The organism is Corallococcus sp. BB11-1, from assembly GCF_026626625.1.
Lineage (GTDB): Bacteria > Myxococcota > Myxococcia > Myxococcales > Myxococcaceae > Corallococcus > Corallococcus soli.
The window spans coordinates 1-14,907 of sequence record NZ_JAPNJY010000002.1 but is presented as its reverse complement, the minus strand read 5'-3'; the positions used below and the strand labels follow the sequence as shown (position 1 = coordinate 14,907).

2 protein-coding genes (1 of these 2 only partly in view) are annotated in these 14,907 nt (G+C 72.6%); both read left to right on the top strand.

Annotation, left to right across the window (positions count from 1 at the left end; genetic code table 11):
- Positions 1 to 4,591, top strand: partial view of a non-ribosomal peptide synthase/polyketide synthase gene (locus tag OV207_RS04100; protein ID WP_267552814.1) — the 3' end only. The gene continues 12,935 nt to the left of window position 1, outside the view; 4,591 of the gene's 17,526 nt are visible here — the last part of the coding sequence; its start codon lies off the left edge, out of view; its stop codon occupies positions 4,589 to 4,591.
- Positions 4,581 to 14,907: non-ribosomal peptide synthetase (locus OV207_RS04095; RefSeq protein ID WP_267552813.1), on the top strand; the 10,327-nt coding region annotated here is incomplete at its 3' end. The genes OV207_RS04100 and OV207_RS04095, both read left to right, overlap by 11 nt.

The window sequence follows — 14,907 nt, the reverse complement described above, 5'->3', positions numbered from 1 at the left end:
GATGGTGACGCACGGGGGCGTGGTCAACTACCTCGTCTGGACGCTGGGCGCGTACCGCGTGGCGGAGGGGCAGGGTGCGCCGGTGCACTCGTCGTTCTCCTTCGACCTCACGGTGACCAGCCTCCTGGCCCCGCTCGCCGCGGGCCGTCCCGCCGTGCTGGTGGACGAAGCCGTGGGCGCGGTGGAGGGCCTGGGTGATGCCCTGCGCCGTCAGGCCGACCACAGCCTCGTGAAGCTGACGCCCGCGCACCTGCGCCTGCTGGAGGCGCAGCTCGGGGAGCAGGACGCCGCCGGCCGGGCCCGCGCCTTCGTCATCGGCGGCGAGGCCCTGGGCTACGAGGCGCTGGAGCACTGGCGGCGGTACGCGCCGGGCACGCGGCTCATCAACGAGTACGGCCCCACGGAGACGGTGGTGGGTTGCTGCATCCACGAGGTGCGGGAGGATGAGCCGCGCACGGGCCCCGTGCCCATCGGTCATCCCATCGCCAACACGCGCCTGTACGTGCTGGACGCGGCGGGCCGGCTCGCGCCGCTGGGCGCGGTGGGCGAACTCTTCGTCGGTGGCGACGGCGTGGGCCGGGGCTACCTCGGGCGCCCGGACCTGACCGCCGAACGCTTCGTGCCGGATCCGTTCAGCACGCAGCCCGGTGCGCGCCTGTACCGCACGGGCGACAGCGTGCGTCGCCGTGCCGACGGCGCGCTGGAATACCTGGGTCGCCAGGACGACCAGGTGAAGGTGCGCGGCTTCCGCATCGAGCTGGGCGAAATCGAGGCCGTGCTGACGGCCCTCCCGGACGTCGCCGCGGGCGTGGTGCTCGCGCGCGAGGACGTGCCCGGGGACAAGCGGCTGGTGGGCTACGCGGTGCCGAAGGCCGGCGCCACGCTGGACGCCGCGTCGCTGCGGGCCGCGCTGCGCAGGACGCTCCCGGACTACCTCGTCCCGGTGGCCTTCGTGGTGCTGGACGCGCTGCCCGTGGCGGTGACGGGCAAGGTGGACCGCAAGGCCCTGCCCGCGCCGGAGGCCGCACGCCCGGGGGAGGACTCGGGCTTCGTGGCGCCGCGCACGCCGGAGGAGGAGCTGCTCGCCGGACTCTTCGCGCAGGTGCTGGGCGTGGAGAAGGTGGGCCTGCACGACGACTTCTTCGCGCTGGGCGGACATTCGCTCCGGGCGACGCAGGCGGTGTCGCGTGCTCGGGACGTGTTCCAGGTGGAGCTGCCCCTGCGCGACCTCTTCGAGGCGCCCACCGTCGCGGGGCTCCTGCCGCGCCTGCTGGACGCCAAGGCGAAGGACGCCGAGGGCCCGCGCGTGCCGCCCCTGGTGGCCGTGCCGCGCACGGATGCGCTGCCGCTGTCCTTCGCGCAGCAGCGCCTGTGGTTCCTGGACCAGTTGGAGCCGCAGGGTGCGTTCCACAACGTGCCCGCCGCGCTCCGGCTCCAGGGCACGCTGGACGTGGCCGCGCTGGAGCGGGCGTTCGCGGAGCTGTTCCGCCGCCATGAGTCGCTGCGCACCGTCTTCCGCTCCGAGGAGGGCCGGCCGCTCCACGTCATCCTGCCGGTGCCGGAATCGCCGCTGCCCATGCAGGACCTGCGCTCGCTGCCCGGGTCCACCCGCGAGGAGGAGGCGCTCCAGCGGGCCCAGGACGAGGCGAAGCGCCCCTTCGATCTCTCGAAGGGACCGCTGCTGCGCGTGACGTTGCTACAGCTCGCGGAGCAGGAGCACCTGCTGCTCTTGACCATGCACCACATCGTCTCCGACGGCTGGTCCATGGGCGTGCTCGTGCGCGAGGTGGTGGCCCTCTACGAGGCCTTCCGCCTGGGCCAGCCGTCGCCGCTGCCGGAGCTGACCCTCCAGTACGCGGACTACGCGGCCTGGCAGCGCAAGTGGTTGGAAGAGGGCGCCCTGGCCCGGCAGCTCGCGTGGTGGCGCAAGCAGCTGGACGGCGCGCCGCAGACGGTGGACCTGCCCACCGACAGGCCCCGGCCCACCGTGCAGTCGCACCACGGCGAGCAGCTCCAGGTGCTGGTGCCGCCTTCGGTGATGGCGGAGCTCCAGGCCCTGTGCCGCCGTGAAGGCGTCACGCTGTTCATGGCGCTGCTCGCGGGCTTCCAGGTGGTGCTGTCGCGCTACACGCGCCGCACGGACATCGTGGTGGGCACGGACATCGCCAACCGCAACCGCGCGGAGACCGAGGGCCTCATCGGCTTCTTCGTCAACCAGCTCGTCCTGCGCGGCGACCTGGGCGGCGACCCCACCGTGCGCGAGCTGCTGGCGCGCGCGCGGGAGACGGCGCTGTCCTCCTACGCGCACCAGGACCTGCCCTTCGAGGAGCTGGTGAAGGAGCTGAACCCCAAGCGCAGCCTGGGGCAGGCCCCGCTGTTCCAGGTGAAGCTGGTGCTCCAGAACACCCCCGCGTCGCGGCTGGAGCTGCCCGGCCTGAAGCTCACCCAGGTGGGCCAGGAGGCCACGCGCGCCAAGCTGGACCTGACCGTCGCGGTGCAGGAGACGCCCCAGGGGCTCGCCTGCGTCTGGGAGTTCGCCACCGACCTGTTCGACACGTCGACCGTGGCCCGGATGGCGAAGCACTTCGAACAGGTGCTGGAGGGCCTCACGCGCGAGCCCTCCCGCCGCCTGTCCTCGCTGTCCCTGCTCACCGGCGAAGAGCGCCGCACGCTGCTGGAGACGTGGAACGACACCCGCACGGCGGAGCTGCCGGGCCCCACGGCCACCGCGCTGTTCGAGGCGCAGGCCGCGCGCACGCCCCAGGCGCTGGCGGCGGTGTTCGGCGCGGAGTCGCTGACGTACGCGCAGCTCGACGCGAAGGCCAATCAGCTCGCGTGGCACCTGAAGCAGGGCGGCGTGGGCATCGAGTCCCGGGTGGGACTGTGCGTGGAACGCTCGCTCGACATGGTGGTGGGCATCCTGGGCATCCTCAAGGCGGGCGCGGCGTACCTGCCCCTGGACCCGTCGTACCCGGCTGACCGCCTGGCCTACATGCTGGCGGACGCGGCGGTGCCCGTCATCGTCACGCAGGACGCCCTGGCGGATGAGCTACCGTCGCAGGGTGAGCTGCTGGTGTGCCTGGATTCGGATGCGGCGCGCATCGCGAAGCATCCCGTGACGGCGCCCCCGGTGCAGTTGGAGCCGGAGCACCTGGCGTACGTCATCTACACGTCGGGTTCGACGGGAAGGCCGAAGGGGACGTTGCTGCACCACCGTGGCTTGTGCAACACGGCCACGGCGGCCATCGCGGCGCTGGGCATCACGCCTTCCAGCCGCGTCCTCCAGTTCGCGGCGTTCGGCTTCGACGCGTCCGTGTGGGAGACGTTCTCCGCGCTGCTGGCCGGCGCGGCCCTGCATCTGACGCCGCGCGATGAGCTGCTGCCCGGCCCCCCCCTGCACGGCCTGCTGAAGTCGCGGGGCATCACCACGGTGACGCTCACCCCGTCGGTGCTGGCGCAGCTCTCCCCGGAGGATCTGCCCGCGCTCACGTCCGTGGCCGCCGCCGGTGAGGCGTGCTCCGCGGAGCTGGTGCGCCGCTGGTCCCCGGGCCGCCGCTTCCTCAACGCGTACGGCCCCACGGAGGTGACGGTGTGCGCCACCGTCCGGGCGAACGTGGATCCGGAGCGGCCCACCATCGGCACGCCGCTGCCGAACGTGCGGGTGTACGTGCTGGACGACCACGGGCAGCCGGTGCCGGTGGGCATCCCCGGCCAGTTGCACGTGGGCGGCGTGGGACTGGCGCGGGGCTATCTGCACCGCGCGGACCTGACGGCGGAGCGCTTCGTGCCGGACGCCTTCGGCCCCGACGCGGGAGGGCGCCTGTACGCGACGGGCGACCTGGTGCGCTACCTGCCGTCCGGGGACATCGAGTTCCTGGGCCGCATCGACCACCAGCTCAAGCTGCGCGGCTACCGCATCGAGCTGGGCGAGGTGGAGGCGGCCATCGCGGACCATCCCGCCGTGGAGGCCACCGTCGTCCTCCTGCGCGAGGACGTGCCCGGCAACCCCCGGCTCGTGGGCTACGCGGTGCCCCGCGAGGGCGAGGTGCTGGACGTGCGCGTGCTGAAGGACGCGCTCCTCGCGCGCCTGCCCGAATACATGGTGCCCACCGCCTTCGTGTCGCTCCCGGCGCTGCCGCTCACGCCCAACGGCAAGCTGGATCGCCAGGCGCTGCCGGCACCGGACTCCGAGCGGCCCGAGCTGGAAAAGGGCTACGTGGCGCCGCGTGACGCGCTGGAGGAGGAACTCGCCGGCATCTGGGCGGAGCTGCTCGGCGTCAAGCAGGTGGGCGTCCACGACGACTTCTTCGAGCTGGGAGGCCACTCCCTCCTGGGCACCCAGCTCATCTCACGCATCCGCACGACGTTCGACGTGGAGCTGCCGCTCCGGGACATCTTCGAGTCCCCGACGGTGGAGAACCTCGCCGTCCACATCGTGCAGGCCCAGGCCGCGCAGACGGATCCCGCGGAACTCGAACGACTCATGGGGGAGCTGGAGAACCTTTCCGCCGAAGAGGCGGAGGCGCTCCTTTCCTCTGACGAAGTGCTCCCCCAGGACGACAGCAAGAAGGTTTCCAGCAATGAGCAGTGACGCAGACAAGCGCATCGCAGCCCTGTCCCCCGAGAAGCGCGCCCTCCTGCTCAAGCAGCTGCGCCAGCAACAAGCCCAGCAGGGCAAGCCCGCGCGCGCGCCGGTCATCGCCTCGCGTCCCCGGGATGGGTCGCCGCTGCCGCTGTCCTTCGCCCAGCAGCGCCTGTGGTTCCTGGACCAACTGGAGCCGGAGAGCGCGCTCTACAACATCCCCCTGGCCATCGAGCTGAAGGGCGAGCTGAAGCGCGACGCCCTGGAGCGGGCGTTCACGGCCCTCCAGGAGCGCCACGAATCGCTGCGCACCACCTTCCGCACCACGGAGGCGGGGCCCGTGCAGGTCATCGCGCCGCCGTCGCCCATGACGCTGGACGTGGTGGACCTGCGCGCCCTGTCCGGCGCCGCCCTCCAGGACGAGCTGCAACGGTTGGTGCGCGAGGGGTCGCTGCGCCCGTTCCACCTGACCCGGGGCCCGCTGGTGCGCGCGTCGCTCCTGCGCACCCAGGAGCGCGAGCACGTCCTGCTCGTGACGATGCACCACGCCATCTCCGACGGCTGGTCCATGGGCGTCGTCATCCGCGAGCTGGCCGCGCTCTACGACGCGTTCCTCCACGGCCGCCCATCCCCGCTGCCCCCGCTGGCGCTCCAGTACGCGGACTACGCCGCGTGGCAGCGCGAGTGGCTCCAGGGCGAGACGCTGGAGGCGCAGCTCAAGTGGTGGAAGGAGCAGCTCTCCGGCGCGCCGGACGTCATCGCCCTGCCCACGGACCGGCCGCGTCCTGCGGTCCAGAGCTCGCGCGGCGCGAAGCACTTCGTGCAGTTCCCGCGGGAGGTGTCCGAAGCGCTCAAGGCGCTCGGGCAGAAGGAGGGCGCGACGCCCTTCATGACGCTGCTGGCGGCGTGGCAGGTGCTGCTGGCGCGCTACACCGGCCAGGAAGACCTCCGGGTGGGCACGCCCATCGCGGGCCGCAACCGGGCGGAGCTGGAGGGGCTCATTGGCTTCTTCATCAACACCCTGGTGCTGCGCGCTCGGGTGACGCCGGAGATGACCTTCCGGCAGGTACTCGCGCAGGTGCGGGAGCGGGCGCTCGGCGCGTTCGCGCACCAGGAGGTGCCGTTCGAGAAGCTGGTGGATCTGCTCCAGCCGGTGCGCTCGCTCAGCCACTCGCCGCTGTTCCAGGTGATGTTCAGCCTGCAGAACGCGCCGGTGTCGGAGCTGGTGATGCCGGAGGTGGCCCTGCGCACGCTGCGCGTGGAGGCGCAGACGACGAAGTTCGAATTGACGCTGTCGCTGTCGGACACGCCGGCCGGCTTCTCCGGGTCCATTGAGTACAACACCGACCTGTTCGACGCGGCGACGGTGGAGCGGATGGCGGGGCACCTGGAGGTGCTGCTGAAGGGCATCGCGGCGAACCCGGACGCGAAGGTGGGGCGGCTGGAGCTGCTGACGTCGGAGGAGCGCCAGCGTCAGGTGGTGGCGTGGAACGCGACGCGCACGGCGTACCCGAGGCAGCAGTGCGTCCACGCGCTGGTGACGGCGCAGGTGGAGCGCACGCCGGACGCGGTGGCGCTGGACTTCGCGGGGACGCAGCGGACGTACCGGCAGGTGGAGACGCGGGCGAACCAGCTCGCGAACCGGCTGCGGAAGCTGGGCGTGGGGCGAGGCTCGCGGGTGGGGCTGTGCGTGGAGCGGGGCGTGGGGATGGTGGAGGGGATGCTGGGCATCCTCAAGGCGGGGGCGGCGTACGTGCCGCTGGACGCGGGCTACCCACGCGAGCGGCTGGCGTTCATGGTGGAGGACGCCGGGGTGGAGGTGCTGGTGACGCAGGCGTCCCTGCGCAGCGCGCTGCCAGAGGGCGCGTCGCGGGTGGTGGGCCTGGACGACGGTGAGCTGGACGCGGAGCCGACGCACGCGCCGGAGAGCGGCGTGGAGGCGACGGACCCTGCGTACGTCATCTACACGTCGGGCAGCACGGGCAAGCCGAAGGGCGTGTGGGTGCCGCACCGGGCGGTGGTGCGGCTGGTGGTGGAGACGAACTTCATCCAGCTGTCGGCGGCGGACCGCATCGCGCAGGTGTCGAACGCGTCGTTCGACGCGGCGACGTTCGAGGTGTGGGGCGCGCTGCTCAACGGCGGCCGGCTGGTGGGGATGTCGCGGGACGTGGCGCTGTCGCCCGTAGCGTTCGCGGCGTACCTGCGCGACGAGCGCATCAGCACGCTGTTCGTGACGTCCGCGCTCTTCAACCAGTTGGTGGCGCAGTCGGCGGAGATGTTCCAGACGGTGCGTCAGCTCCACGTGGGCGGTGACGCGGTGGATCCGGGCGCGGCGCGGGCGGTGCTCGCGAAGGGCGCGCCGGGGAAGTTCGTCAACGCGTACGGCCCCACGGAGAGCACGACGTTCGCCGCGTGGCATGCCGTGGACGCGCTGTCCGACGACGCGGTGACGGTGCCCATCGGCCGGCCGCTGGCCAACACGGAGCTGTACGTCCTGGACGCGGAGCTCCAGCCGGTGCCCGTGGGCGTGCTGGGCGAGCTGTACATCGGCGGTGACGGCCTGGCGCTGGGCTACCTGGGTCGGCCGGAGCTGACGGCGGAGAAGTTCGTGCCGCATCCGTTCCGCACGGAGCCGGGGGCGCGGCTGTACCGCACCGGCGATCAGGTGAAGCAATTGCCGGACGGCAGCGTGGTGTTCCTGGGGCGCTTCGACTCGCAGGTGAAGGTGCGTGGCTTCCGCATCGAGCTGGGCGAGGTGGAGTCCGCGCTCAGCCGCTGCGAGGGCGTGTCGGAGAGCGTCGTGGTGGTGCGGGAGGAGACGCCCGGCATCAAGCGGCTGGTGGCGTACGTGGGCGGCGCGGAGGCGACGCGTCCCACGGTGGACGCCCTGCGCACCGCGCTGAAGGGCCTGCTGCCGGAGTACATGATCCCGGCCGCGTTCGTGATGCTGGAGTCCCTGCCGCTGACGCCCAACGGCAAGGTGGACCGCAAGGCGCTGCCGGCGCCGCAGGGTGAGCGGCCGGATTCGGGCAGCGCCTTCGTCGCGCCCCGGACGCCGGAGGAGCAGACGCTGGCGGCCATCTGGGCGTCGGTGCTGGGCGTGGAGAAGGTGGGCATCCACGACAACTTCTTCGCCCTGGGCGGCGACTCCATCATCAGCATCCAGATCATCTCGCGCGCCAACCAGGCCGGTCTGCGCCTGATGGCGAAGCAGCTCTTCCAGCACCAGACGGTGGCGGAGCTGGCCCAGGTGGCCACCGCCGCGCTCGCCTCCCAGGCGGAGCAGGGCGTCGTGCGGGGACCGCTGCCGCTCACGCCCATCCAGGCGTGGTTCTTCGAGCGAGACCTGACGCAGCCGCACCACTTCAACCAGGCGGTGATGATCGAAGCGCGCCAGCGCGTGGACGCCGGGATGCTGGAGAAGGCCCTGGCGCGGCTGGTGGAGCACCACGACGCCCTGCGCCTGCGCTACGTGCGGGGCGAGGCCGGGTGGATGCAGGAGAACGCGGGCCTGGAGCAGCCCGTGTCCCTGCGGCGTCAGGACGTCTCCGCGTTCGCGGGGGATGAGGACGCGCAGCGGCGGGCCATCCAGGCCGCCGCCACCGGGCTGCACCAGAGCCTGCGCCTGGACGAAGGGCTCCTCCTGCGCGCCATGCTGTTCGAGCGCGGCGAAGGCCAGACGGAGCGCCTGCTGCTCGTGGTCCACCACCTCGCGGTGGACGGCGTGTCGTGGCGCGTGCTGCTGGAGGACCTGAACACCGCGTACCAGCAGCTGCGTCGCGGCGTGCCCGTGGCCCTGCCGGCGAAGACGACGTCGTTCCAGGCCTGGGCGCGTCGACTGGAAGCCCACGCGAGCAGCCCGGAGCTGGAGTCGGAGCGGGCCTTCTGGCTGGGCGGGACCAGGGAGGTCGCGCCGTTGCCGGTGGACCGCACGGGTCCCAACACGCTCGCGTCGGCGGACAGCGTCCGCGCGGTGCTGGAGGTGGAGGAGACGCGCGCCCTCTTGCAGGAGGTGCCGGCGGCGTACCGGGCGCACATCAACGACGTGCTCCTGGCGGCGCTGACGCACGCGCTGACGCGCTGGACGGGGCAGGACCGCGTGCGCATCAACCTGGAGGGCCACGGCCGCGAGGAGCTGTTCGCGGACGCGGACATCTCCCGCACCGTGGGCTGGTTCACCACGGTGTACCCGGTGCTGCTGGAGGCCCCGGCGGGAGGCTCGCTGGGTGACGGGCTGCGCTCGGTGCGCGACACGCTGCGGCGCCTGCCCAACAAGGGCCTGGGGTACGGGCTCCTGCGCTACCTGGGTGACGGGGCGGAGGCCGCGAAGCTGCGGGCGGTGCCCCCGGCGCAGGTGGCTTTCAATTACCTGGGCCAGTTCGACGCGATGGCCGCCGGGGAGTCGATGTTCGGCCTCGCCAAGGAGCCCGCGGGCCCGGGGCAGGGCGAGGGAGGGCTCCGCACCGCGCTGCTGGAGCTGAACGGCCTGGTCATCAATGGCCGACTGGAGCTGTCCTGGACGTACAGCACCCACGTCCACGAGCGCGCCACCGTCGAAGCGGTGGTGGAGTCGTTCCTCGGGGCGCTGCGGAGCCTCATCGCCAACCGCCAGTCGGACGACGCGAAGCGCTACACGCCCGCGGACTTCCCGCTGGCGAGGCTGGACGCGCCGGGACTCGTGCGCCTGCAGTCCGGCGCCCCCGACCTGGAGGACGTGTACCCGCTGTCCCCGCTCCAGCAGGGCATGCTCTTCCACGCGCTGCTGGAGCCCGCGTCGGGCATGTACTGCGAGCAGATGGCGTGGAGCTTCCACGGCACCGTCAACCTGCCGGTGATGCGCCGCGCGTGGGAGCTGCTCGTGGCGCGCAACCCCGTGCTGCGCACGTCGTTCGTGTGGGACGGGCTGCCGGAGCCGTTGCAGGTGGTGCACGCCTCGGCGGAGCTGCCGTGGCGGGAGCTGGATTGGCGCGGCCTGTCGTCCGAGGAGCAGCAGGAGCTGTTCCAGCAGTACCTGGTGGAGGACCGCGCGCGAGGCTTCGACGTGGGCCGCGCGCCGCTGCTGCGGCTGACCGTCGTCCGCCTGGATGAGCAGGTGCTGCGCTGCCTGTGGAGCATCCACCACCTGCTGCTGGACGGGTGGAGCATGTCGCTGCTCATCCAGGAGCTGTTCGCCCTCTACCGCGCGTTGGACCAGGGGCTGGCGGTGCCCACGGAGCGCGCGGTGCCGTACCGCGAGTTCATCGGCTGGCTCCAGCGGCAGGACGCGTCCCGGATGGACGCGTTCTGGAAGCGCGAGCTGGCGGGGCTGCACGCCCCCACGCCGCTGCCGTACGATGACCGCGCGGCCCAGGCGAAGCTGCACGCGCAGGACCACGCGGAGAAGTCCATCCGCCTGTCCGCCGCCTCCACGGTGGAGGTGGACGCGTTCGTCAAGCGCCACCAGCTCACGCTGAACACCCTGGTGCAGGCGGCGTGGGCGCTGGTGCTCGCGCGGCACAGCGGCGAAGCGGAGGTGGTGCTGGGCGCCACCGTGTCCGGCCGCCCGTCTGACCTTCCAGGCGTCGAGCGCATGACGGGCATGTTCATCAACACGCTGCCGGTGCGCGTGCCCGTGCAGGCGCGGGAGCCGGTGGTGGCGTGGCTGCGCCAGCTCCAGGCGCGGCAACTGGAGCTGCGTCAGTACGAGCACAGCCCGCTGGTGCGGGTGCAGGGCTTCAGCCAGGTGCCGCGAGGCACGCCGCTGTTCCAGAGCCTCTTCGTCTTCGAGAACTACCCCATCGACTCAACGCTGAGCCAGCGCGCCAGCGTGCTGGAGGTGCGTGACGTCCAGGGCAGCGAGCGCAGCAACTTCCCGCTGACGGCGTCGTCCAGCCCCAGCCGGGAGCTGCTCCTGAAGCTGGCCTTCGACACGCCGCGCTTCGACGTGGCGACCATCGAGCGGCTGCTGGGGCAGTGGAAGCGCGCGGTGGAAGGACTGGTGGCGGCGGAGTCGGGGCGCGTGTGGCAGGTGGGCGTGCTGTCGGCGGACGAGCAGCGCCGGGTGCTGGTGGAGTGGAACCAGACGGCGGTGCACTACCCGCGCGAGGCGAGCATCGGTGACGTCTTCGCCGCGCAGGTGGCGCGGCGGCCGGACGCGGTGGCGTTGGAAGCGGGCGACGTCCAGCTGACGTACGCCCAGTTGGACGCGCGGGCCAACCAGCTCGCGCACCTGCTGCGTGCGCGCGGCGTGGGCCCGGAGTCGCGGGTGGCGCTGTGCCTGGAGCGCGGCATCGACCTGGTGGTGGCGCTGCTCGGCATCCTCAAGGCGGGCGGCGCGTACGTGCCGCTGGAGGCGGACTACCCGCGCGACCGGCTGGCGTTCATGCTGTCGGAGGCCGGACCCCGGGTGCTGGTGACGACGCGCGAATTGGGCGCGCGGCTGCCCACCGAAGGCCTGGACGTGCTGTGCGTGGAGGAGGAGCGCGAGGCGCTCTCGCGCCAGCCCACCGCTCCGGTGGTGGGCGGGGTGGGGGGCGGCAACCTGGCCTACGTGGACTTCACGTCGGGCAGCACGGGCCGTCCCAAGGGCGTGTGCACGGAGCACGCGAGCGTGCTGCGCACGGTGCTCCACCCCAACTACGCGCGGCTGGAGGCGGAGGACACGCTGCTGCTGGTGGCGCCGGTGTCCTTCGACGCGTCGACGCTGGAGGTCTGGGGCGCGCTGCTCAACGGCGCGCGGCTGGTGGTGTACCCGCCGGTGCCGGTGGGTGACGTGAAGGAGATGGAGGGGGTGCTGAAGCGGCACGGGGTGACGGTGCTGCACCTCACCGCCGGCCTCTTCACGCAGATGGTGGAGGGCAACCTGGAGGGGTTGCGCGGGGTGAAGCAGCTCCTGACGGGTGGCGACGTGGTGTCGGCGCCGCACGTCAAGCGCGCCCTGGAGACGCTGGGCGTGACGGTGACGGCCTGCTACGGGCCGACGGAAGGCACGCTCTTCACGAGCTGCCACCGCATGGAGACGGCGGAGTCCGTCGGGGCGACGGTGCCCATCGGCCGCCCCATCGGCAACACGCAGGTGTACGTGCTGGACGGGCAGTGGCAGCCGGTGCCCGAGGGCGTGGCGGCGGAGCTGTACGCGGCGGGCGACGGCCTGGCGCGCGGCTACCTGGGCCGGCCGGAGCTGACGGCGGCGGCCTTCCTGCCGAACCCCTACGGCCCTCCGGGCAGCCGCATGTACCGCACGGGCGACCTGGCGCGGTGGCGCGCGGACGGCGTGCTGGAGTTCCTGGGCCGCGGCGACACGCAGGTGAAGGTGCGCGGCTTCCGCGTGGAGCTGGCGGAGGTGGAGGCCGCGCTGGGCCGCTGCGAGGGCGTGCGCGAGTGCGTGGTGGTGGCGCGCGGCGAGGGCGCCGGCAACAAGCGGCTGGTGGCGTACGTGGTGGGCGAAGGCCTGGACGTCGCGAGCGTGCGGACGACGCTGAAGGACGCGGTGCCGGAGTACATGGTGCCGTCGGCCTTCGTCGTCCTGCCTGCGCTGCCGCTCACGGCCAACGGCAAGGTGGACCGCAGGGCCCTGCCGGAGCCGCGTGAGGCGGGCGTGGAGGTGTCCGGCAGCTACGTGGCGCCCCGGACGCCGACGGAGGAGGTGCTCGCGGGCGAGTGGGCCCAGGTGCTGGGCGTCGGGCGCGTGGGCACGCGCGACAACTTCTTCGAGCTGGGCGGACACTCGCTGCTGGCCACGCAGGCCATCTCGCGCATCCGCTCCTCGCTGGGCGTGCAGTTGCCGCTGCGGGCCCTCTTCGAGGCGCCCACGGTCGCGGAGCTGGCGCTGAAGGTGGACGCCGCCGCGCTGGGAGCGAAGGCGCCCCCCCTCCTGCCCGTGGCGCGCTCGGAGGCGCTGCCGCTGTCGTTCGCGCAGCAGCGTCTGTGGTTCCTGGACCAGCTGGAGCCCGGCTCCACGGCCTTCAACATGTTCACCGCCCTCCGGCTGGAGGGCACGCTGGACGTGGCCTCGCTGGAGCGCGCGTTCCAGGAGCTGGTGCGGCGGCATGAGTCGCTGCGCACCACGTTCCAGGCCGTGGGCCAGGAGCCGGTGCAGCGCATCTCGCCCGTGCCGGAGCAGGTGCTCGCGCGGGTGGACCTGCGCGCGCTGGAGGAGAGCGAGCGCGAGCTGGAGGCCCGGCGCATCTCGGGCGTGGAGTCCCGCTGGCCCTTCGACCTGGGCCGGGGGCCACTGTTCCGGGCCACGCTGCTCCAGTTGGGAGAACGGCAGCACCTGCTGCTGCTGGCCAAGCACCACATCATCTCCGACGGCTGGTCCATGGGCGTCCTCGTGCGCGAGGTGACGTCCCTCTACGAGTCGTTCCGCACGGGCCAGCCCTCCACGCTGCCGGAGCTGCCGGTGCAGTACGCGGACTACGCGGCCTGGCAGCGCGGCTGGCTGAAGGGCGACGCGTTGGAGGCGCAGCTCGCCTTCTGGCGCTCGCAGCTCGGGGGCGCACCGCGCCTGCTGGAGCTGCCCACGGACCGTCCGCGTCCGGCGGTGCAGGGCACGCGCAGCGCCATCCTCCACCGGATGCTCCCGGAGCGGCTGCTGCACGCCCTGCGCGCGTTGGGACAGCGCGAGGGCGCGACGCTGTACATGACGCTGCTCGCGGGCTTCCAGGTGTTGCTGTCGCGCCACAGCGGCCAGACGGACATCGTGGTGGGCGCGGACATCGCCAACCGCCACGTCGCGGAGACCGAAGGCCTCATCGGCTTCTTCATCAACCAGCTCGCCCTGCGCGCGCGGCTGGAGGACGACCCGACCTTCCTCACGCTGCTGGGCCGGGTGAAGGACACGGCGCTGGGGGCGTACGCGCACCAGGACCTGCCGTTCGAGGAGCTGGTGAAGGCGCTCAACCCCGAGCGCAGCCTCGCGCACGCGCCGCTGTTCCAGGTGAAGCTCATCCTGCAGAACACGCCCACGTCCGCGCTGGAGCTGCCGGGGCTGAGCTTCCGCGCGTCGGGCGCGGAGTCGGTGTCCTCGAACCTGGACCTGACGCTCTCCATCACGGAGACGCCGCAGGGCCTGTCTTGCCAGTGGGTCTACAGCACGGACCTGTTCGACGCGGCCACCATGGACCGCATGTCCACGCGGCTGCGCGCCCTGCTGGAGTCCGCGGTCGCCGCACCCACGGCGCGCGTCTCGTCGCTCACGGTGCTGCCCGCCGAGGAGCGCCGCACGCTGCTGGAGGATTGGAACGACACCGCGCTGGCCCTGCCCGAGGAGGGCGGGCTGCACGGCCTGGTCGAGGCCCAGGTGGAGCGCACGCCGGACGCGGTGGCGGTGGAGTTCCAGGGCGAAGCGCTGACCTACCGCGAGCTGAACGCGCGGGCCAACCAGCTCGCGTGGCACCTGCGCGGCCTGGGCGTGCGCGCGGAGACGCGCGTGGGCGTATGCCTGGAGCGCTCGCTGGACCTGGTGGTGGCGCTGCTCGGCGTGCTCAAGGCGGGCGGCGCGTACGTGCCGCTGGATCCGTCCTATCCCTCCGAGCGGCTGGGCGCGATGTTGGAGGACGCCCGCGTCCCGGTGGTGGTGACGCAGGACACGCTGGCGGATGAGGTGCCCTCGCGCGGCGAGTGGCTGCTGTCGGTGGACGCCGAGGCGGCGGTCATCGCGCGCAAGTCGAAGGAGAATCCCCCGTCGCTGACGGACGCCCGCAACGCGGCCTACGTCATCTTCACCTCCGGTTCGACAGGGCGGCCCAAGGGCGTGCTCGTGGAGCACCGGGGCATCCGGAACACGATCCTCCGCACGGTGGCGGACTTCGACATCCAGCCGGGCCGGCGCGTCCTCCAGTTCACCGCGTTCGGGTTCGACGCCTCCGTCCTGGAGATCTTCGGCACGCTCGTGGGCGGAGGCACGCTGGTGCTCGTGTCGCGCGACGCGCTGCTGCCAGGGCCGGAGCTGACCGCGCTGCTGCGCGACCAGCACGTCACCACCTCCGTGCTGCTGCCGCCGGTGCTCGCGGCCCTGCCGCAGGAAGCGCTGCCGGAGCTCCAGACGATCATCTCCGGCGCGGAGGCCCTGCCGTCGGAGCTGGTGGAGCGCTGGGGCGTGGGGCGCCGGTTCGTCAACTGCTACGGCCCCACGGAGATCAGCGTCACCGCGACCAGCGCGGAGTGCGCGCCGGGCGAGGGGCGGCCCGGCATCGGTCGGCCGTACCCGAACACGCGGCTGTACGTCCTGGACGTGGCGGGGCAGCCGGTGCCCACGGGCGTGCTGGGCGAGCTGTTCATCGGCGGCGTGGGCGTGGCGCGTGGCTACCTGGAGCGCCCGGACCTGACGGCCGAGCGCTTCGTGC